Origin of the sequence: Nocardia anaemiae NBRC 100462 (assembly GCF_001612725.1) — a bacterium.
Classification (GTDB): domain Bacteria; phylum Actinomycetota; class Actinomycetes; order Mycobacteriales; family Mycobacteriaceae; genus Nocardia; species Nocardia anaemiae.
In genome coordinates this window covers 89201-110180 of record NZ_BDAZ01000018.1, presented here as the reverse complement: position 1 = coordinate 110180, position 20980 = coordinate 89201, and the positions used below count along the sequence as shown (strand labels likewise).

At 65.1% G+C, this 20980-nt stretch carries 23 protein-coding genes; 16 read left to right on the top strand and 7 right to left on the bottom strand.

Annotated features, from left to right (window positions below):
* Positions 1–82: 82 nt before the first annotated feature.
* On the bottom strand, positions 83–415 hold the full coding sequence (locus NA5_RS13080) for a hypothetical protein (protein ID WP_062985422.1): 333 nt from the start codon (positions 413–415) through the stop codon (positions 83–85).
* Between the two features lie 507 nt (positions 416–922).
* The gene (locus NA5_RS13075; RefSeq protein ID WP_062985420.1) at positions 923–1543 is read right to left on the bottom strand and encodes a TetR/AcrR family transcriptional regulator; all 621 of its coding nucleotides are present in this window, start codon (positions 1541–1543) and stop codon (positions 923–925) included.
* A 99-nt stretch (positions 1544–1642) separates the two neighbouring features.
* Between NA5_RS13075 and NA5_RS13070 the strand changes: the two genes are divergently transcribed.
* The 8 genes from NA5_RS13070 to NA5_RS13035 all read left to right on the top strand — a co-directional run bounded on the left by NA5_RS13070 (position 1643) and on the right by NA5_RS13035 (position 10473).
* Entirely contained in the window at positions 1643–2536 is an 894-nt protein-coding gene (locus NA5_RS13070) for a metal-dependent hydrolase (RefSeq protein WP_062985418.1), read from the top strand.
* Entirely contained in the window at positions 2536–3576 is a 1041-nt protein-coding gene (locus NA5_RS13065; protein WP_062985416.1) for a PDR/VanB family oxidoreductase, read from the top strand. Before NA5_RS13070 ends, NA5_RS13065 begins: the two co-directional genes overlap by 1 nt.
* Before the next feature lie 13 nt (positions 3577–3589).
* Positions 3590–5047, top strand: a complete 1458-nt coding sequence (locus NA5_RS13060; RefSeq protein WP_062985414.1) for a flavin-containing monooxygenase — start codon at positions 3590–3592, stop codon at positions 5045–5047.
* Positions 5044–5898 carry a short-chain dehydrogenase/reductase gene (locus NA5_RS13055; protein WP_062985413.1) on the top strand — a complete coding sequence of 285 codons (855 nt, stop codon included), beginning with the start codon at positions 5044–5046 and terminating at the stop codon, positions 5896–5898. Before NA5_RS13060 ends, NA5_RS13055 begins: the two co-directional genes overlap by 4 nt.
* A 54-nt stretch (positions 5899–5952) precedes the next feature.
* Complete coding sequence (fadD11, locus tag NA5_RS13050; protein WP_062985411.1) at positions 5953–7773, top strand: fatty acid--CoA ligase FadD11; 1821 nt, start codon at positions 5953–5955, stop codon at positions 7771–7773.
* Between the two features lie 79 nt (positions 7774–7852).
* Positions 7853–8728, top strand: coding sequence for a helix-turn-helix domain-containing protein (locus NA5_RS13045; protein WP_062985409.1), 876 nt, complete (start codon positions 7853–7855; stop codon positions 8726–8728).
* Positions 8729–8853: 125 nt separating this feature from the next.
* A complete protein-coding gene (locus NA5_RS13040; protein WP_062985407.1) occupies positions 8854–9645 on the top strand; it encodes an SDR family NAD(P)-dependent oxidoreductase in 792 nt (263 codons plus the stop codon).
* A gap of 237 nt (positions 9646–9882) precedes the next feature.
* Positions 9883–10473: a dihydrofolate reductase family protein gene (locus NA5_RS13035; protein ID WP_062985405.1), complete on the top strand. Its 591-nt coding sequence runs from the start codon at positions 9883–9885 to the stop codon at positions 10471–10473.
* A 17-nt stretch (positions 10474–10490) separates the two neighbouring features.
* On the opposite strand, the gene NA5_RS13030 is transcribed toward NA5_RS13035, so the two are convergent.
* Both NA5_RS13030 and NA5_RS13025 read right to left on the bottom strand, forming a co-directional pair.
* The gene (locus NA5_RS13030; RefSeq protein WP_062985403.1) at positions 10491–11486 is read right to left on the bottom strand and encodes a pyridoxal phosphate-dependent aminotransferase; all 996 of its coding nucleotides are present in this window, start codon (positions 11484–11486) and stop codon (positions 10491–10493) included.
* Between the two features lie 82 nt (positions 11487–11568).
* Positions 11569–11844 (bottom strand): hypothetical protein, encoded by a 276-nt coding sequence (locus NA5_RS13025; protein WP_062985401.1) that lies wholly within the window; start codon positions 11842–11844, stop codon positions 11569–11571.
* 301 nt (positions 11845–12145) lie between these two features.
* Here NA5_RS13025 and NA5_RS13020 point away from each other — a divergent pair, with 301 nt between their 5' ends.
* The 5 genes from NA5_RS13020 (at position 12146) to NA5_RS13000 (ending at position 15362) form a co-directional block, all read left to right on the top strand.
* Complete coding sequence (locus NA5_RS13020; protein WP_062985501.1) at positions 12146–12994, top strand: SAM-dependent methyltransferase; 849 nt, start codon at positions 12146–12148, stop codon at positions 12992–12994.
* 52 nt (positions 12995–13046) lie between these two features.
* Positions 13047–13406 carry a hypothetical protein gene (locus NA5_RS13015; RefSeq protein WP_062985399.1) on the top strand — a complete coding sequence of 120 codons (360 nt, stop codon included), beginning with the start codon at positions 13047–13049 and terminating at the stop codon, positions 13404–13406.
* A 79-nt stretch (positions 13407–13485) separates the two neighbouring features.
* Positions 13486–13941 (top strand): MarR family winged helix-turn-helix transcriptional regulator, encoded by a 456-nt coding sequence (locus NA5_RS13010; RefSeq protein ID WP_062985396.1) that lies wholly within the window; start codon positions 13486–13488, stop codon positions 13939–13941.
* Positions 13938–14360, top strand: coding sequence for an organic hydroperoxide resistance protein (locus tag NA5_RS13005; protein WP_062985395.1), 423 nt, complete (start codon positions 13938–13940; stop codon positions 14358–14360). Before NA5_RS13010 ends, NA5_RS13005 begins: the two co-directional genes overlap by 4 nt.
* Positions 14361–14375: 15 nt before the next feature.
* The gene (locus NA5_RS13000) at positions 14376–15362 is read left to right on the top strand and encodes a zinc-binding dehydrogenase (protein ID WP_062985393.1); all 987 of its coding nucleotides are present in this window, start codon (positions 14376–14378) and stop codon (positions 15360–15362) included.
* A 15-nt stretch (positions 15363–15377) separates the two neighbouring features.
* Here the strand turns inward: NA5_RS13000 and curA are convergent, their stop codons facing one another.
* Both curA and NA5_RS12990 read right to left on the bottom strand, forming a co-directional pair.
* Positions 15378–16394, bottom strand: a complete 1017-nt coding sequence (gene curA / locus NA5_RS12995; RefSeq protein WP_062985391.1) for an NADPH-dependent curcumin/dihydrocurcumin reductase — start codon at positions 16392–16394, stop codon at positions 15378–15380.
* Between the two features lie 32 nt (positions 16395–16426).
* Positions 16427–17200, bottom strand: a complete 774-nt coding sequence (locus NA5_RS12990) for an SDR family oxidoreductase (RefSeq protein WP_062985390.1) — start codon at positions 17198–17200, stop codon at positions 16427–16429.
* A gap of 66 nt (positions 17201–17266) precedes the next feature.
* Between NA5_RS12990 and NA5_RS12985 the strand changes: the two genes are divergently transcribed.
* Together NA5_RS12985 and NA5_RS12980 are read left to right on the top strand one after the other, a co-directional pair.
* The gene (locus tag NA5_RS12985; protein WP_062985389.1) at positions 17267–17881 is read left to right on the top strand and encodes a TetR/AcrR family transcriptional regulator; all 615 of its coding nucleotides are present in this window, start codon (positions 17267–17269) and stop codon (positions 17879–17881) included.
* 108 nt (positions 17882–17989) lie between these two features.
* Entirely contained in the window at positions 17990–18745 is a 756-nt protein-coding gene (locus NA5_RS12980; RefSeq protein WP_062985388.1) for an LGFP repeat-containing protein, read from the top strand.
* 111 nt (positions 18746–18856) lie between these two features.
* On the opposite strand, the gene NA5_RS12975 is transcribed toward NA5_RS12980, so the two are convergent.
* Positions 18857–19246 carry a hypothetical protein gene (locus NA5_RS12975; protein WP_157110375.1) on the bottom strand — a complete coding sequence of 130 codons (390 nt, stop codon included), beginning with the start codon at positions 19244–19246 and terminating at the stop codon, positions 18857–18859.
* Positions 19247–19566: 320 nt separating this feature from the next.
* Here NA5_RS12975 and NA5_RS12970 point away from each other — a divergent pair, with 320 nt between their 5' ends.
* On the top strand, positions 19567–20979 hold the full coding sequence (locus NA5_RS12970) for an MDR family MFS transporter (RefSeq protein ID WP_062985386.1): 1413 nt from the start codon (positions 19567–19569) through the stop codon (positions 20977–20979).
* Position 20980 lies beyond the last annotated feature (1 nt).

The window sequence follows — 20980 nt, the reverse complement described above, 5'->3', positions numbered from 1 at the left end:
TACCCGGCGCAGCACCAACCATGCCCGGCATCGCCGACGCAACCGCGACCGCCTCGCCGCAGAAGTAGCGCCGGTGCGCGTTTCACCTGTGGCGCGGGCCTTTTCTGGTCAGCCGCAGGCCCCACACTTCAAGGGTTGTCGCGATCGCCATGTATTGCAGGTAGGCGGCGATGACGAGCTCGGCGCCGTAGTCGCGCAGCCATCCCCGTAATGGCAGCAGCGCCGCCACACCGAGGCCGATCAGCAATGCCCCCAGCACCAGTGCCGGGATCCTCAGCGGCGCGAGCTGCTCATCAAGGAGAAGACGGGCGGACCGCCTCGAATCCGGCGCGGACCGCGAGTTCGGCTGGGCGGCGGCAGGAATACCGGCACTGCCTGTATCGAAGGGGTTGGGTATGGACGCTGGGTTAGCCATAGCGTTCTCCGGGCCGACACTCCGATCGACCAAGGTAGCGATTCGATATGGAAGATGGCGCAACACGGGTGATCGCCGTGATCGACGACCGATCCGTCCTGTCATGCGGCACAACTGCCGCTCCCCGACGTTTATGAAGGCTAACTATTAGCTGGCGCTCGCGTGGCGGTAATTGAACCTCGAAAAGGACCGATTGCTCAGACGACTCCAGGCTTTCGCCCGAGACCGAATCGTGACCTGCCGCAGATATGGCCCTGAACTCGAAAAATAGCCGCCCGGTTGACGGAATTGGACAGGCGCGCAAATTGCCGTAGTTACCGAACCGATATCCAATGGCGAATTGGACGATTGACCTGCTCAGATGTTCGAGACCCATTGCGGCACAGCCGATTGACCGACCACATAGTCGCGCAGACCAGCATGCCGTCGCACGCTGCCCCGCCGGGCCTCCGATGGCTGCATCGCCATGGTCAGCAACACCGCGCGGCTGACGACCGTGGCCGCCAGTTAGCCGCGGGCACCGATGACGATAGGCAGCAGATACCTGCGCGCGAACTCGGCGAGCTCCGCATCGGACCGGAGCTGGGCCATGCCATGGGGGGCGAGGATGAGCGAATGGACTACGCGGCAGACGATTTCGGCACGAATCACCAAATCGTCGGATTCGGCGAGGAGTCCGCACGCCACCGCGCGGTCGAGCGTGGTGGCGGTCGCGGTGACGCACATGGTGAAGGTGGTGGCGCCGTCGACGGTGAGTTTCATGATCACCCGCTCCGGTTCGATCGCCAGCATTCGTTCGACCATGGGATGGGTGCGCCAGCGCGTAACGACCGTGGCGAATATATCGGCGACGAGATCGTCGATGCTGTTGTGTCGTTCGGGCATTGCGGCGAGTTCGGCCAGCAGGGTCGCGACCTCGCGGCTGATCACGGCCTGCACGAGATCGTCGCGTGAACCCACCCGCCGGTAGACGGTGACACGATCCACCCCGGCCTGCCGGGCGACGTCCTCGATCGTCGTCTTCTTGACTCCGACCTTCGCGAACTGCACGAGGGCGGCGTCGAGGATCCTCGTCTCGGGATCGTCCGCATCCTCGCGGCTCAGGGAGGCTTTCGACGCCGTCTTCACGCGTTCGACGCTAGCAGACAACCCACATGGTGCAACAATTCCAGTGAAAATGTTGCCTGCAACATTGCAATGCAATTTGTGGCACTGTACGGTCGCCGTATGGCTGACACGGTTGGCGCGACGAAGCGCACCTACGGCGACGACGCGCATGCGATCAATGCGCGCGATGTCCATTTCGAGTTCGATTCCGTGCCCATGCACTACATCCCCGGTGAGGTGCTGGCCACGCACATCGTCAACGTCATGCATCTGGTCCTGCCCGAAGGTGAGCGGGCCATGGCGCAGGCCTTGTCCGAGGCCCTGCCGCATATCCACGACGAGCGGCTGCGGGAGGAAGTGATCGGATTCGTCGGACAGGAGACCATGCACGCCAACAGCCACGAGGCCGCGCGCAGGCATCTGCAGTCGATCGGCCTGGACGTGGACTCCTACGTCCGCAAGGTGGCGTGGCTGGTCGACCGCATCCTCGGTGATCACGGTCTGACCGGACGGGCGAAGGAGCAGTGGCTCAAAGAACGCCTCGGCCTGTTCGCCGGTATGGAGCACTACACCGCCGTGCTCGGCGAATGGCTGCTCAACGCGGACATTCTCGAGGAAAAGGGCATGCACCCGGCCATGCTGGACCTGGTCCGCTGGCACGGCGCGGAGGAAGTCGAGCACCGCAGCGTGGTCTACGACGCCTACATGTATGTCGACGGCAGCTACGCACGCAAGGCACGGACCGCGATCCTGGCGAGCCTGTCACTGCTGCCGCTGTTCATCGTGTCGACGGCGTACATGTACCGGAAGGACCCGGATGCCGACAAAGGCCGATTCTGGTTGCGGCAGTTCGCAAGTGCCACCCGCCGCGGCGTGATCCCCAGTTGGACGGTGTTCCTCACCGAAATCCCCCGCTATCTGCGGCCGGGCTTCCATCCCTCACAGCTGGGTCCGATGGATAAGGCACTGCGGTATCTCGGGCACTCCCCCGCCGCACGGGCGGCGGGTCACTGATGGGCGAGCCGACCGATAGCACGCCGGTGAGTCTGCGGGCGCTCGGCGCGATTATGGACGTCTATAAGAGCGTCTTCGTGAAAGGCGGCGCCGCGCCATTGCTGTCGCGGCCGAAGCCGGTGCGGCGCACCGGGTTCGAGCTCGATGTGCGCATCGAGAGGGTCGAACGCCAGACCGCTGATGTGGTGAGTCTGACGCTACGCGCGGCGGCGGGTGGCCCGCTGCCGAAATGGCGACCGGGCTCGCACGTGGATGTATTTCTGCCCTCGGGACGGCAGCGACAGTATTCGCTGTGCGGGGACCCGTCGGATCGGTTCCGCTACCGGATCGCGGTGCGCCTCATCCCGGACGGTGGCGGGGGCTCACGGGAGGTGCACGAGGCGCTGCGCACCGGCGATGGCCTGCGAATTCGGGGCCCGCGCAATGCATTCACCTTCGTCGACGCCCCGTCATATCTTTTCCTCGCCGGTGGCATCGGCATCACACCGATCCTGCCGATGGCGCGAGCGGCGGGCTCGCGTGGTCGGCTGGTGTATGTCGGTCGATCGCGCGACACTATGCCGTTCCTGCACGAGCTGCCCGGCGCGGATATCCGGCCCGACGACGAATTCGGTGTCCCGGATATCGCCGAACTCATCGCTCGCGCGAAACCCGGTGCGGCCGTGTATGTCTGCGGACCGCCGCCGATGCTGTTGGCGGCGCAGCGTTGCATGTTCGAGCTGAATCCGACCGGGTCGCTGCACACCGAGCGCTTCTCGGCGCTGCCGGTCGCCGATGGCCGCGCCTTCGATATCACCCTCGCCCGCACCGGCGGCACCGTGCACGTCGCCGCGAACGAGACCGCGCTGACCGCGCTGCGCCGTCGGCTCCCGGATATCGCCTACTCCTGCCAGCAGGGCTTCTGCGGCACCTGCAAGGTCGGCGTCGCCGCCGGATCCGTCGATCACCGCGACCTGCTGCTCACCGAATCCGAACGTGCCGATCACATGCTGGCGTGCGTATCGCGCGCCACTGGCGACGAACTCGTACTCGACCTCTGAACGGCCGGAGACCATGAACGTAGAACACACCCATATAGCCGTCATCGGTGCGGGATTCGGTGGTATCGGGCTGGCGGTGAAACTGCGGGAGGCCGGATTCGAGGACTTCGTGGTCCTGGAACGTGCCGACGATCTGGGCGGAACCTGGCGCGCCAATACCTATCCCGGTTGCGCGTGCGACGTCCCTTCGCAGCTGTACAGCTACTCGTTCGCGCCGAACCCGGACTGGTCACGCACCTACGGCAAGCAAACCGAGATCCTCGCATACCTCCGTTCGGTGGCCGTCGACCACGATGTGGTCCGCTCCATTCGCTTCGGCGCGGAGGTGCTCGACGCCCGTTGGGACGAGGCCGCATCGTTGTGGCGCATCGAGACCACCCGGGGTTCCCGCACAGCGGACTTTCTCGTGTCGGCGACGGGCATCTTCGCGGAGGCGAAGTATCCTGACCTACCAGGACTGGACACATTCGCGGGCAAGAGCTTTCATTCACTGCACTGGGATCACGACCACGATCTCACCGGCGAGCGCGTCGCGGTCATCGGCACCGGTGCCTCCGCCGTGCAGTTCGTGCCCGAGATCCAGCCCCGGGTCGGCAAACTGCTGCTGTTCCAACGCTCCGCGCCGTGGATCGTGCCGCGCATGGACCGCAGGACGCTGCCAGCCGAACGGTATCTGCTGCGCAATATTCCACTGGCGCAGAAGGCCGTTCGCGGTCTGTGGTACTCGGCCATCGAGGCGTTCGGGTTGATCTCGCTGGTTGACCAGCGCTTTCGGCATCCCTATGAAGGCCTGGCCCGGTTGCAGCTGTTGCGTCAGGTGCGAAACCCGTTGTTACGCAAGAACTTGACACCCGACTATGTAATCGGCTGCAAGCGCGCCATCTTCTCCGACGCCTATCTGCCCGCGCTGGACCAGCCCAATGTCGAGGTCGTCACCCAGGGCATCGCCGAGGTGCGGCCGCATTCGATCGTGCTGCGCGACGGCACCGAACACGAAGTCGACACCATAATCCACGGCACCGGGTTCACCCCGATTCCCACCGCCTACGAACGGCTCATCGGCCGCGACGGGGTCTCACTCGCCGAGCTCTACCACAAGCAACCGCAGAGCTACCTCGGTGCGGCGGTCGCCGGATTTCCCAACTTCTTCTGCACGCTGGGCCCCTTCGGCGCGGCCGGAAACCAATCGGCCATCTATATGATCGAATCGCAGATCACCTACATTGTCGATGCGCTGAAATCGGTGCGCCGCAATGGAGTTCGCCGTATAGAGGTGCAGCCAGAAGCCCAGGAGAAGTTCCTCGCCGAAATGGCGCGTCGTAGTTCTACCAGCGTCTGGCTCACGGGTGGCTGCACGAGCTACTACACCACACCCGACGGGCTCAATGCCGGACTGTATCCGAACTGGAGTTTCGAATACCGCCGTCGCACACGCACTTTCGACGCCGACGCTTATGAGGTGACCACATGATCGGAAGCCGCCGCTACGACGTGGACGGTAAGGTCGTGTTGATCACCGGGGCCGCGCAGGGTATCGGTCGTGAACTGGCGGATATTCTGCACGCGCGGGGCGCATCGGTCGCGCTGGTCGATATCGACGGTGCGGGCCTCACCGCGGCCGCGACCGCCCTCGGCCCGCGCGCTCTGCCGTTCGCCGCCGACGTAGCGGATCGAGCGGCCATGAATCGGGCGATCACGGACACGGTCGATCACTTCGGCTGTCTGAACGTGGTGGTGGCCAATGCGGGTGTGGTGCCGCGTCCGGCCACGCTGCGCACCATCGACGGCCGGGACTTCGACCGCGTCATCGATATCAACCTGACCGGCGTGTTCAACACCGTGCGCCCGGCGCTCGATCATGTTGTGACGGCCCGCGGCCATGTCGTGGTTGTGTCCTCGTGCGCGGCCTTCGCGCCGGGGATGGCGGGTGCGCCGTACATGATCAGCAAGGCTGGTGTAGAGCAGCTGGGACGGGCACTGCGCGTGGAGCTTTCACCGTTCGGCGCGACCGCCGGGGTCGCCTATTTCGGCATCGTCGACACCGCCATGACCCATGCCACCCTCGATGATGACCACCTCGGTCGCGCCCTCGACGAACTGCTCCCGTGGCCGCTGAGCCGCCGGATCACCGCGGCACAGGCCGCGCGGGCAGTCGCCGACGGCATCGAACAACGCGCCCCGCGCACCATCGCACCCGCGACCGGCTGGGGACCATACGCGCTGCTGCGTGGTGCGATGAATGTAGTGCTCGATACCCGTCTCGCGCGCGACCCGCGCGTGCACGAGCTGGTGCGTGCGGTGGAAGCTCGGGTGCGGCCATGAACATCGACGCCCTCGAATCGACTGCCGCACAGGCCATCTGAAGAAAGAATAGTCATGAGCGCTCTCCGTTTCGACACACTCTGCGCCGCCTTCCAACACAACGCGGCCCTCGATCCCGACGCCGTCGCGGTGCGCACGGTCGGCGGTACCCAGGAGCTCACTTGGAGTGAATACGCCGCGCAGGTGCGTCGTATCGCCGCCGGTTTCGCCGCGCTCGGCATCGGCCGCGGTGACACCGTGGCCCTGATGATGGGCAACCGGATGGAGTTCTACCCGATCGACGTCGGCGCACTGCACACCGGAGCTACGTCGTTCTCCGTCTACAACACATTGCCGCCGGAGGGAATCGCCCATGTGCTGGGCAATGCGGGGGCGTCGGTGGTGGTCTGTGAGGCCCGATACCTCGACCGCATCCGACGCTCCGGCGCGGCCCCCGCACACATCGTCGTATTGGACGGCGATCCGATCGAAGGCACGCTGACCCTGCGGCAGTTGCAGACGCTCGGCACCACCGACTTCGATTTCGAGAAGTCCTGGAAAGACGCAAAACCCGATGATGTCGCCACGCTCATCTACACCTCCGGTACCACCGGGAACCCCAAGGGCGTCGAAACCACCCACGACAACTTGCTGTTCGAGGCCTATGCACTGGCCCAGGTGCTGCCGATCGAATTCGGTGACCGGATCACTTCGTTCATGCCCTCGGCCCATATCGCCGACCGATTGACCGCGCTCTATCTGCAAATAGTCTTCGGCACCCAGGTGACGGTGGTAGCCGAACCCGCGCTCATCGCGGCCGCGCTGCCGGACTGCCGCCCGACCATCTGGGGCGCGGTACCGCGGGTGTGGGAGAAGCTGAAGGCCGCGATAGAACTCGGTGTCGCCAATGAACCCGATGCGGCGCGCGCCGCAGCCCTGCGCTGGGCGCTCGACACCGCACACGCACGCATGGATCTACTCCGCGCCGGAACCCCCGTTCCGGCCGACCTGGCCGCCGAATTCGAGAAAGCCGATGCCGCCGTACTGTCGGCGTTGCGCGCGAAACTCGGCTTCTCCGAACTGAAATGGGCCATCTCCGGCGCCGCCCCGATCCCCGCCGACACCCTTGCCTTCTTCGCGGCGCTCGGACTGCCCATCTCCGAAATCTGGGGCATGTCCGAACTTACGTGCATCGCCAGCGTATCTCCGTACGACCCAACCGAACTCGGCACCGTCGGGCGTCTGGTTCCGGGTATGGAGATGCGGCTCGCGGACGACGGTGAGCTGTTCGTGCGCGGCCCCCTGGTCATGAAGGGCTATCGTGGCGAACCGGCGAAGACGGCCGAGGCCATCGACACCGACGGCTGGCTGGCCACCGGCGATGTGATGACCCGCGACGACAACGGCTGTCTGCGCGTCGTGGACCGCAAGAAAGAACTCATCATCAATGCGTCGGGAAAGAACATGTCACCCGCCAATATCGAGAACGCGGTGCGCGCGGCCTCCGGTCTGATCGGCACCGTCGTCGCCATCGGCGACGCCCGCCCCTATGTCACCGCCCTGGTGACACTGGATCCCGACACCGCCGCGAGTTTCGCCGCCGACCATGGCCTGCCGTTCATTGCCACCGGACTCGTCGAGCATCCAGAAATCATCGAACGAGTCTGCGCCGCTATAGATTCCGCAAATCAAGTCTTGTCTCGCGTCGAACAGATCAAACGCTTCCGCCTGCTCCCGACCTTCTGGGAACCCGGCGGCATCGAACTCACCCTCACCATGAAACTTCGGCGCAAACCCATCAACGAGACGTACGCCGCCGACATCGACCTGCTCTACGCCGACCCGCAACCCGCTGGGGTACACACCCCCACCACTATGGAGACCGTCTCCCGATGACCCACTGAACTACTGAGTCCACAAGCCCCGCATGAGGTTTCGGTGGCTGGGGCGGCGCACCGACTCGTAGCATGGGGCGATGCGATCGGGCAGACATGGACGTGGCGCAGGAGTCGGGGAGGCCGAAGCCTGGGATATCGCGCGGCCGGTGCGGCAGGCCGGGCCAGCTGGGGTTGCCATGGCCGGGTTCCGCGGTCGGAACACGGCTCCGGTCGAGCTGCCGGTTGTCCCGCATCCCGCCGTCACGCTGGTCGTTGCGTTCGGTGACGGCCCCATGGTCGTGGACGACGCCACCGGTCGTCGCGGGTTGGGCGGCCTGGTCGCCGGGCTCGCGCCCCACGCTGTTCGTTTGCGAGGGCGGCGCATCGAGTGCGTCGAAGTACGGCTGTCCCCACCGGCCGCCCACATGGTGCTGGGAGTCTGTCCAGGGGAACTGGACCGTGCCGTGGTCGCCCTCGACGACTTATGGGGTCGGGACGGGTCCCGGCTTCGTGAACAGTTGGGTGATGCCGCGTCCTGGGAGGACCGTTTCGCGTTGGTGAATGCGTCGCTGGCCTGTCGAGGCACCGAGGGGCGGCCGATGGACCCGGAGGTGATCTGGGCGTGGGACAGCATCGTCGTGAGCCGGGGCGGGGTTCGGGTCGAAGACCTGGCGGTGGAGCTCGGGTGGAGTCGCAAGCGGCTGTGGACCCGATTCGCCTCGCAGGTGGGTCTGCCCCCGAAACGCGCCGCGAGTCTGGTGCGGTTCGATCACGCTGTGCACCGGTTGGCCGCTGGCCACACCGCGGCGCGGGTCGCGGCCGACTGCGGGTACGTCGACCAGTCCCATCTGCATCGCGACGTTGTGGCGTTCAGCGGTACGACGCCGATGATGTTGGCCGGTAACAAAGAGTTCGCCGCAGATCATCTCGCGTTCGCGAAGGAAGGAACATTAGTACAAGACCTGCGCCCCTGACGTGGGCCAGGATCGGGCCATGCGCGTTTACGATCCAATCGCCGTTGCCCGAAATCGCTCGTCATTCGAGTTCGTGCCCGAACTCGCGCCGCTCAACGGCATGGCGCGCGATCGGAGCAGGTGACATGGACCTACAGGGCGCGAAGGTGCTGTTGACCGGGGCCACCGGCGGGATCGGACAAATCCTGGCGCAGGCCTTGGCCGAGCGCGGCAGCGAGATGATCCTCACCGGCCGCCGCACCGACCTGCTCGAGCCACTGGCCGAGAAAGTGGGTGGCCGGGCGATCCCCGCCGACCTGACCGATCTGGACTCGATCTTCGAACTCTTGGTCGAGATGGGCGAGATCGACGTGCTCGTGGCCAACGCCGCGCTGCCCGCGACGGGTCTGCTGGCCGACTACACACTCGACCAGATCGACCGCGCTCTCGGCGTCAACCTCCGTGCACCCATCGTGATGGCCAAACTCGCTTCCCAACAGATGGTTGCCCGACGTCGCGGGCACCTGGTCTTCATCTCCTCGCTGTCCGGCAAAACCGCCTCCGCGCAAGCGTCGCTCTACAACGCCACTAAATTCGGGTTGCGCGGCTTCGCCCTCGCCCTGCGCGAAGACATGCGTCCCCACGATGTCGGCGTCTCGACGATATTCCCCGGCTACATCAGCGAGGCGGGAATGTTCGCCGACTCCGGCGCCACCCTGCCACGTGGAGTCCGCACCCGCTCGCCGCACGACGTCGCCCGCACGACCATCCGAGCAATCGAGCACAACCTCGCCGAACTCGACGTGGCACCGCTGAGTCTGCGACTGATCGCCCGGCTCGGCGGTATCGCCCCCGGTCTGTCCGCCGCGATCCAACGCCGTAGCGGCAGCGACAAAGTCACCGAACAGCTCGCCGACGGCCAACGCTACAAACGCTGACACACCGAGTCCGACAATCACTCCGACGCATATGCCTCTGACCTCGGCGGCCGGACGCCGAGCAGTTCGAGAAAGATGGAGAGGACACTTCTGTCGGCGCTGCGACAGAGCTGATCGACTACCACGGTCCTCGAGTGCCGTCGTCGAGGATTCGCGCAGCTGATACCGATGTGCCGCGACTACCTATGACGAGATGATCTGCAGACTGTAACCCTCGAATCGAACAGGAAGCACAGCATGACCAGACGCAAGGTGACCGCGAACATCAGCCTCACCCTCGACGGGCGCTACCACGGCCCAGGTGGGCCCGCTGATATGGGCGCGATCATCCCCTACGCGACCACCGAAGTCGCACGAAACCACATGAACCGCATCTGGGACAACGCCACAACGGCCTTGCTCGGCCGACTCAATGCCGAAGGCTTCCTCGGGTTCTGGCCGACGGTCGCCCAGGACGAGAATGCCGATCCACGTGACCGCGGATACGCGAAATGGCTGGTCGATACCGAAAAGGTGGTCTTCTCGACCACCTTGACCGACGCGCCGTGGGAACGAACCCGCATCGTGAACGCCCCCGCTGCCGACATCGTCACCGAACTGAAGACCACCGGCGCGGGCGATATCCTGGTCAATAGCAGCCCGAGCGTCATCAAACCGCTCCTCGCGGCAGACCTGCTCGACCGGCTCTATCTCATCATCTGCCCCGAAATCGCCGGAGGCGGACCACGACTGTTCGACGACGGCCTGCCAGCTTCGAAATGGACTCTCGCACACCAGGAAACCGGCGAACTCGGCGAGATCGCGCTGGTCTACGACCGCGCCCGCTGACCGACCACAACCGGAGTTCAGCGTGCCGCGGCAAGCACCCTATCCGTCGCCGCGGCATTGCCGACGGTAATCCTGATACCTGTGCCGCAATGCTTGACCTGGATTCCGTCGCGCACGAAAGCCGCACCGAGCCGGTCGATTTCGGCGGGACGGCAGGTATCCAGGTACACGAAATTCGCCGCGCTCGTCGGCACCGCGAACCCCAGCTCGCGCAACCCTTCGGTGAGCCGACCGCATTCGTGGGTGATCGCCGCGGTGCGTACCGCCAATTCCGCTTCGGCGTCATAACAGGCCCGCACACCGGTCTCGGCCAGCGCGGTCACCCGGAACGGCAACTGCCACCGTCGAATTCGCGCGATTACCGGGACCGCGCCGATCGCGTACCCGACTCGCAGCGCCGCCAATCCGTACGCCTTCGAGAAGGTCCGCGTCACAACCAGATTCGGATACCGCGCAACCAAATCGGTCGCGCCCAACCGATCCGTCACCGCGACGAAGTCGATATACGCCTCGTCGAGCAGGACCGTCACCGACGGATCGGTCCGATCGAGGAAACCCTCCAGTTCGACCTGTCCGATGCGGGTGCCGGTCGGATTGTGCGGACTGCACAGCACAACCACTCGCGTGCAAGCATCGATGGCATCGCTCATGGCGTCGAGATCCTGCCGACCGTCCGCGGTGAGTGGAATCTGCACCGCCCGACCGCCGATGGTCTCGGTCAGCAGCGGATATCCGTCGAAGGTCGGCGTCGCCATCACGACGCCGTTGCCGGGCGCGAGGAACTCTCGCAGGATCTTCGTGATGACTCCGGTGGCACCCGCGCCGACCACCACCTGCTCGGGCGGTATGCCGAGCCGTTCGGCGATCATCCCGGGCAGCCTGCGCGGCAGGTACTCCGGATACCGATTCGGCACTATTCGTGCGCCCCGTAACGCGGCACGCACGGATGGCAAAGGGCCATAGGGACTTTCGTCCAGCGCGAGCCTATGCTCCAATTCCGAGGTCGGCGACATATCGAATCCCTCGCTCAGCGTCGATGAACGCCCGCACGACTTTTCGTACGGGCGCTCGATTCGAACGGATGGTATGCGGTCGCTAGAGCACGGCATTCATGATCGTGCCCGCACTGGTGGCGACCGCGCCACCGGCCATCGCACTGGCGATCATCTTCGGCGACTGCAACCCGCCCCCGGACCATTTCTCCCAGGCGAACCGACCGCCGCCGTAGGTAATGGCGGTGACTCCCGACAACTGAATCAGCCAGGTGAAATACCGACCCATTTGCATCAGTTTGTCCGCCAGCGGCGGCGCCTCCGGTGTCGGATTACTGACCTCGGCTAGCACGGTGTCGTGTAACGCGGCGAGAATCATGCTCACTTCATGCTCCTTGTCGCATGCCGGTGCTGGGGGAAGAAGAGACTCCACAGATAAGAAGAGACTTCGCAATGGACCACTGCAGCGCCTTGACCTCATAGATTCAACCTCATCAAGATCACGTATTTGGGCCGACACACCGGAATCGATCCCCTAACGCCGTCCGAATCCCAGCATGCCGGACCGGCGCCGCACCTATCCTGAGCGAGCAAAATTCGCCGAAGAGGGCCGCCGACCGTGCGGCGGCCCGGCGGCGGCGGGCACCCGACGGCCCGCCCCGCCACAGGAGGGAATCGTCATGCCGGATAACTGGGCCGAAACCGCCACTGGGTTGCCGACCAAAATCGACACCAGCGTGGCTCATGAAGCTCGCGTTTACGATTATTGGCTCGGCGGAAAGGACAATTACCCGGCCGACCGGGCACTCGGCGATGCGATAGCCACCCATATTCCGGCAATTCGCAGTATGGCCCGCGCCAATCGGGCGTTCCTCGGCCGCGCCGTGCGCTACGTCGTCGATGCGGGCGTCACCCAGTTCCTCGATATCGGCACCGGTATCCCCACCGCGGGCAATACCCACGAAATCGCCCAGACCCTCGCCTCGGACGCGCGCGTGGTCTATGTGGACAACGATCCCGCTGTGCTCGCGCATGCGCGGGCGCTCATGTCCAGCACCCGTGAGGGCAAAACGGCCTTCATCCATGCGGATCTGCGCGATCCGGCCTCGATACTGCGCGATCCGTCCCTGACCGCGACCCTGGACCTCAACCGTCCGGTCGCCATCATGCTGGTCGCGATCATGATGTATTTCCGCGACAGCGACGATCCGCACGCCATTATCGAGAACCTGCTGGAGTCGGTCCCCTCCGGCAGCTATCTCGTGATCACCCATCCCACCGCCGATTTCGACGCGCGTGCCATGGCCAGGGTGGTGGCCTCGGCCGAATCCGCCGGAATCAACTTCAATCCGCGCAGCCGGGCCGAAACCGAAACCCTGTTCGCCGGAACCGAAATCGTCGAACCGGGCGTCGTTCCGGTCGTCACCTGGCATCCGGAGTTGATCGGCGACCTATCGGATCGAGCGCAAGCCATCCAGGCCGATCCGGAATCCGCGTGGTACTGGGCGGGCATCGGCCGCAAGCCATGACCGACGTTTGGGTCGGCGTCGGTCGGCAACTCCATCCATGAGGTGATCGATCATGGTCAACGATCTGGAGAAGCGGTGGACGGCGGACGAGCGGACCTTTCGCCGGGTGGCGATCTATGTGGCGGCGGTGCTCGTGGTGGCCGCGCTCGTCTTCGTGGTCACCGCGATATGGGCGGCCGACCGCAGGGCATGCGCGGCCGCGGAGACGATGCTGTGTGACACCCCCGCGAAAACCGCGATCCTGACCGGACCGACCGTGGTGCTGATGCTCGGCGGCATCTGCGCATTCGTGCAGACCTTTCGCGTGTGGCGGCGCGGCCGGAGTTGGCCGATCTGGCAGGGCGCCGGCTGGTTCCTGTTCACCATCATGATCGTCTACCTGGGCATCGGCGGCGGCAGCGTCGCAGGCTGAGCACAGGTGCGGGCCGGGTGTGACATGAAGCATGCCCATTTGGTTGTGCACAATTTAATTGTCCACTACCGTAGTGCACATGACCGATCACCTCACTCTCGACGAGCAGCTGTGCTTCCGGCTCTATGCCGCGTCGCGGGCGATGACGGCGGTCTATCGCCCGAAGCTGGAACGCCTCGGGCTCACCTACCCGCAGTACCTGGTAATGCTGGCACTGTGGGAACGCGACGGTCGCAGCGTCGGCGACCTCTGCGAGGCACTGCTGCTCGACTCCGGAACGCTGTCACCGCTGCTCAAGCGGCTGGAGGCGGCGGGGCTGGTCGAACGGCGCCGGGCAGCGGCCGACGAACGTCGCGTCGATATTCAACTCACCGAACGCGGCCGCGAACTGCGGACCGAAGCCCATTGTCTGCCAACGGAAATGGGCGAGGCCAGTGGCCTGTCCCCCGACGAATTCATCACCCTGCGCGAAACCCTTCGGCGACTAGCCGATGCGCTGATGTCCCACCCTCGATCGAAAGAGAGTCAGCCATGACCGCCCTGTACACCGCCGAAGCCCTCGCGACCGGCGACGGACGCAACGGCCACGCCCGCACCTCCGACGGCAAGATCGACGTCGCGCTGAACACCCCCAAGGAAATGGGGGGCAGCGGCGTGGGCACCAACCCGGAGCAGCTCTTCGCGGCGGGCTACGCGGCCTGCTTCCACAGTGCGCTGCGCCTGGTCGGCAAGCGCGAAGGCGCGAATGTCGACGATTCCGCGGTCGGCGCGAAGGTCGGCATCGGCCCGAACGACGCGGGCGGCTTCGAGCTGAACGTCACCCTCGAGATCTCGCTGCCGCATCTGTCCCCCGCCGAGGCGCAGACCATCGCCGACAAGGCACACCAAGTGTGCCCGTACTCGAACGCGACCCGCGGCAATATCGACGTCCAGGTCATCCTCGCCGACGACTGACGAAAGGAATTCACCATGCGTGCTGTAGTCATCGAAAGTTTCGGCGAGCCGAAGGATGTGCTCACCACCGCGCAGCGGCCGACGCCCGAGCCCGGGCCGGGACAGGTGCGGATCGAGCTGATCCTCGCGCCCATTCACAACCACGATCTGGCGACCATTCGCGGAGTCTACGGCTACAAGCCCGCCCTGCCCGCCGTTCCTGGCACCGAGGCCGTCGGCCGCATCGATGCACTGGGATCGGATGTGACCGGACTGGAAGTCGGTCAGCGCGTCAGCGTTTCCGGCATTCACCAGGTGTGGGCCGAGTATTTCCTGGCCAAGGCGACGCAAGTGGTTCCGCTGCCGGACAGCATTTCCGATGAGACGGCGGCACAGTTGCTGGCGATGCCGCTCAGCTCCCTGATGCTGCTGGAGGATCTGCGGGTCGAACCGGGCGACTGGATCACGATCAATGCCGCCAATGGCGCGGTCGGTCGCCTGGTGAATGTGCTTGCGCGGCAACGTGGTGTCAATGTGCTCAATCTGGTTCGCGGTCCGGCTTCGGTCAAAGCGTTGCGGGAGTTGGGTTTCGAACCGGTCGTCGATACCGAATCCGATGGCTGGCTCGACCGGGCCGTCGCGGCGACGGCGGGTGCGCCGATCGTGCGAGCCGTCGACCAGGTCGGTGGGCGGGCGGCCGATGCGCTGCTTTCGCTGCTCGGCCAGAACGGTGAGCTGATCTCGTTCGGTGCGTTGTCCGGTCAGCCGCTGTCCGTCAATCCCGGTCCGCTGATCTTCAAACAGGCTGTGATCAAGGGCTTTTGGGGTTCCAAGCGCGCCGAGCAGACCAGCGGTGAGGATATGCGGCGCCTCATCGGCGAACTCGTGGGGATGGCGGCGACAGGTGCACTGCGCCTCGACGTCGAGGCAGTCTATCCGCTGGAATCCGCCGCCGATGCCGCCGCAGCGAGCGAAACACCGGGACGGTCGGCCAAGATCGCGCTGTCGCCGCAGCCGGTGTAATCCGATCCGGGTCCGCTACCCGACCCGCACTACGAGTTTGCCGAAGTTACGGCCCTCGAGCATGCCGATGAACGCCTCCGGCGCATGCTCGAGGCCTTCGACAATGTCCTCGCGGTAGCGGACCCGGTCCTCGGCGATCCAGCCGGACATCTCACGCAGGAAATCCTTGTACATCTCCCGGACGAATTCGGACTGGATGAATCCGCGCACCGTGAGACTCTTGGTCAGAATGCGACCGTAGAAGCCGGGCAGGCGATCCGGCCCTTCGGGTGCGCCGGTCACGTTGTAATTAGCGATAAGCCCGCAAACGGGTACGCGCCCATAGATATTCAGCAACGGATACACCGCGTCCGCCACCGCTCCGCCGACATTTTCGAAATAGATATCGATGCCATCGGGTACGGCGGCGCGCAGTTGATCGGCGAAATCCGGTGCGCGATGGTCGATTGCGGCATCGAAGCCCAATTCCTCACGCACATAGGCGCATTTCTCAGGACCACCCGCGATACCGACCGCCCGGACACCCTTGATGCGGGCGATCTGGCCGACGGCGGAACCGACCGGGCCACTGGCAGCCGCGACCACCAGGGTCTCGCCCGCCTTCGGCCGCCCGATCTGCAACAGCCCGGAATACGCCGTGAACCCCGGCATGCCGAGCACACCCAGCGCGGTCGATATCGGCGCTTTGTCCGGATCCAGCTTGCGCAGGCCCGACGCGGCCGCGACCTGATGTGTCTGCCAGCCCGAATAGGCCTGCACCACATCACCTTTCGCGATCGACGGATCCCGGGATTCGAGCACCTCGGCGACGGTCCCGCCGACCATCACATCACCGATCGCCACCGGCGCCGCATACGACTTGGCGGCACTCATCCGCCCACGCATATACGGATCGAGGGATAAATACAGGGTGCGCAGCAGCACCTCGCCCTCGCCGGGCTCGGGAAGCGCCGCGGTTTCGATCCGGAAATTCGCCGCGGTCGGTGCGCCCTCCGGCCGGGATGCCAGCACAATCCTCGTCGACTCCACCATGTGCCTTACCCTAGCCCGGCCGGGGCGTCGATTCACCAGGCTTGCGCCTTGGGCCCGAGATAGAGTCCGCCGTTTACCTCGAGGGTCTGCCCGGTGACCCAGCGTCCGTCATCGGCGGCGAAGAACGCCACCGCGTCGGCGATATCAGCGCCCTGACCGACCCGATCCAGCGCGGTGATCGCCGCAATGCCCGGGATGGCGTCATCGGTCTCGTGCAGCCAGGAATTCATATCGGTATCGGTGACGCCCGGCGATACGGTATTGACCGTGATGCCGCGGGATCCGAGCGTATTGGCCAGGGACCGGCCGAGCACATTGAGCGCACCTTTGGTCATCGAGTAGACGATCTGTGGCGTCGCGAACCAGGTGACACCGGAGGAGATATTGATGATCCGGCCGCCATCGGGGATCAGCGACAGCGCCCGCTGAATGATGAAGAACGGCGCGCGGACATTGATCGCGAACTGGCGTTCGAACTGCTCGGGCGTGGTCTGGTCGATGGTGGACTCGTAGGTGATGATCGCGGCATTGTTCACCAGGATGTCCAGCGGCCGCCCAGCCAGACCGTCCTCGAGCCCGGCGAACAGGTCGTCGACACCCGTCGCGGCGGCCAGCTCCGCGCGCACCGCGAACGCCGATCCGCCCGCCCGTTCGATCGCCGCCACCGTATCCTTCGCCGCCGCATCATTATTCGCGTAGTGCACCGCGACCAGCGCACCATCGGCGGCCAGTCGCTCGGCGATGGCACGTCCGATGCCGCGTGAAGCGCCCGTAACCAGTGCGGTCTTACCTGTCAGATCGGCCATGTCCAGCTCCTTCGAACTTGTTAGGGAACGATCCCTAACAACTAGTGTCGGGGTTAGGCTATTCCAGTGGAAGGAAAACGTCGCGCCGCCGCCGATACTCGCGCCCATGTGCTGCAGGTCGCGCGTGATCTCTTCTATGAGAACGGCATTCGCGCGACCGGCGTCGACAAGGTGGCGGCCGAGGCTGGCGTGGCACCGACCACTCTGTATCGCCTGTTCGCGTCCAAGGACGATCTCGTCGCGGCATACCTGGACCGCGAGGACCAGCACTATCGGGAGTGGTTCAGCGCCGCCGCCGATCCCGGCCTCGACCCGAGGGATCGCATTCTCGCGGTCTTCGACGCGCTTGTGGAACAGGTGCGCCCCGATGTGTGCCGCGGCTGTCCGTTCCTCATCGCACTCGGTGAACTGCCGGATCGAGATCTCGCCGGTCACCAGGGTGCGGTGGCCATGAAGGTGTGGGTGCGGGGCCAGTTCACCGATCTGGTGGATGAATTGGGCAAAACGGTCAAGCTCGCCGATCCGGCGATACTCGCCGACCAGCTGATGCTCGTGATGGAAGGCGTCTACGCTACTGTCCAGGCGTTCGGCGCGAACGGCCCCGCCGCACGGGCCAGGGACCTGGTGGAACAGCTTGTGCCCCAGCCGGTCGCGACCGATCGCACGTCCCGCGAAAGCTAGGCACGCCAACGGTCACCGGTATGCCACCGATGGGACTGTCGACAGCCAGATGACAGTCCGAGAATTCACACCTGTTCGAGTTCGACTACGACCTGTTCAGGAGTCCAATTGACACGGCTGATTCGCACCGCTTCCGGATCGCACGCGCGGGCGGCACTCACATCGACCACCGCCGCACTGGCCCTGCTGCTGAGCGTCGGCCTCGGCACCGCAACGGCACGCCCGGTCGGTCCGTTCGACGTCGGGGGAGCCATCGAGGTCGAATACGACCAGGTGGGCGGCCCCGGCGCGCTCGGCGACCCGACCGGGCCCGAACTCGATGCCGCCAACGGCGGCCGGTATCAGACGTTCGAGCGCAATGCCTCGATCTATTGGCATCCCGATACCGGCGCGAATGAGGTCAGCGGCGCGATCCGCGACAAGTGGCGCGACCTCGGCTGGGAGACCGGTGTGCTGCGCTACCCCGTCACCCGTCAGCTGTCCACGCCGTCCGGGTCCGGCGCCTACAACGTTTTCCAGGGCGGCTCCATCTATTGCTCCCTCGGCACCGCCGCGCACCAGATCGGCGGTGCGATTCGCGATAAATGGGGTGCCTACGGCTGGGAAAGCGGCGCACTCGGGTTCCCGCTCACCGACGAGGCGGCCGCGCGCACGGACAACGGGCGCTACAACTTGTTCCCGGGTGGCGCGATCTATTGGTCCCCGCGTTCGGGTGCGCATGTCGTTTGGGGTGCGATCCGCGATCTGTGGGTGTCCAATGGCCAGGAATCCGGACGGTACGGGTTCCCGACGGGCGAGGAATACGACTACGAGGGCGGGAAGGCACAGGACTTCCAGGGCGGTCGGATCACCTGGCAGCCCTAGCAATACGGTGTGACGCTTACATTGCGCCACACCGCATTTCGACGGGAAGCAGGTGAGTTTTCGTCGACTGAGTGCCGTCGCCTTTTCGCGCGGTGGAGCTGGCCGTGACCCTCAGCACGTCCTTGCCGCGGCGCGGCATACGGTCCAGCCGTCGCCGTCGGGGCGCGGTACCCGGGTCCATGTCGTCGTGCCGCTGGTGCGGTTGCCGGAAGTATCCGTGCTCGACTCGTTCTGGCCGCGGTATTCGCGCAGGTTGTTCTGTTGTTCATTGCGCCGCAACGAATTCTGCGGGGTGTGGTGGTAGCCGAACGGATCGATGTGATGCCAGCCGGTGGTATCGCGACCGCTGGTGCCGCCCCGATTGTTCGAGTGGTCTGAGCGCGCGTCTGGACTCGCGGATGCCTCGCCCGCGCCGATCACCGTGCCCAAGGCGATGGCACCGACGAGCAGTGCGAGCGCTCGTGCGCCACCGCGGTTGGTCGTGGTTGTTGTTCGATGCATCATGGCCCCTTTGCCTCGGTGCTCCAACTACTGACCTCAATAGTAGATGAAAATCCTGGGAGAATTCTGCACCTTGCCTAACAGTGGCTTTCAGCACAACTGTGACGGCTACCACGTACCTATTCAGTAGATTTGCGTCGGCCCAGGCACCAGACACCCGGGCGGCACCCCAGGTACGGGCACCCGGCCAGGAGGCCCGCGAGGTGACAGCACAGGAGATCCCGACCGGTCCGGTGCCGAAATAATTCCGTGCGGGAATAGCTGCGGCCGCGATACGTTGCTTCGGGGTGGTTGGTGAAGCGAACGAGAGGGGCCGGTCGGTGGCAACCGAGGCAGTGGAGTCATCGGTCGGTCTGCGATCCGATCGAGGCGCGATCCTTGCTTCGCTGATGCTCGCGACAGGCCTGGTCGCGCTGGATTCCACCATTATCGCGACCGCGGTGCTGACCATCACCGACAGCCTCGGCGGATTCTCGCAATTCCCGTGGTTGTTCTCGATTTACTTACTGACACAAGCGGTTACTGTTCCGGTGTACGGCAAGGTCGCCGATACGCTCGGGCGCAAGCCGGTAATCCTGTTCGGCATAGCGGTTTTCGCGCTCGGTTCACTGCTGTGCGGTGTGGCGACGAGTATGTTGGGCCTCATCATTTTCCGCGCGGTGCAGGGTATCGGCGCGGGTGCCATCATGCCGATGACCATGACCATCGCGGGCGATCTCTACACGCTGACCGAGCGCGCCAAGGTTCAGGGCTATCTGGCCAGCGTGTGGGCGATCTCGGCGGTGGTCGGGCCACTGCTGGGCGGACTGTTCGCCGAATACGTCAGCTGGCGTTGGATCTTCCTGATCAATATCCCGCTGTCCGCACTCGCGGGGTGGATGCTGGTCCGCAACTTCCTGGAGAGCACGCCACGGCGCAAGCAACGCGTCGACTATCTCGGTGCGGCATTGCTCACCGTCGGCGCGGGGGCGCTGATTCTCGGATTGCTCGAAGGTGGACAGGCCTGGGCCTGGTCGTCGCCGACCGGCATCGGCATCTTCGTCGGCAGCGCACTCGTGCTGGTGTTGTTCGCTCTGGTAGAGCGGCGGGCCGCGAATCCGATTCTGCCGCTGTGGGTTTTCACGCGACGGGTCATCATCGCAAGCAGCCTGGTTTCGGTGCTGGTCGGCGCGATTCTGCTCGGGATGACCTCGTATGTGCCCACTTTCACCCAGGGCGTGCTCGGTACCGGGGCGCTCATCGCCGGTCTCACCGTCGGTGCGCTCACCCTCGGTTGGCCGCTGGCCGCATCCCAAGCCGGAAAGGTGTACCTACGCATCGGTTTTCGCGCCACCGCACTGATCGGCAGCACGCTGGCCACGCTAGGTGCCGCGACCACGCTGCTGATCGATGAGCATTCCACGCTGATCCAGGTCGCCGCATCGTGTTTCGTGATCGGCACCGGCATGGGCCTCGTCGCCACACCCACCCTCATCGCGGCGCAGACGACCGCGGAGTGGTCCGAGCGCGGCGTGGTCACCTCGGCGAATATGTTCGCCCGGTCATTGGGCAGTGCGGTCGGTGTCGCGATATTCGGCGCGATCGTGAACTCGCGCGTCGGCGACACCGACCATCCGGCTCCGGCACTGCTGTCCTCGGCGGTGCATCTGGTCTTCCTCGCGGTCGCCGCGATGGCCATGGTCATGGTGACCGCCTCCGCGATGATGCCGCGCCGGGGCACTAACGCCGCCTAGC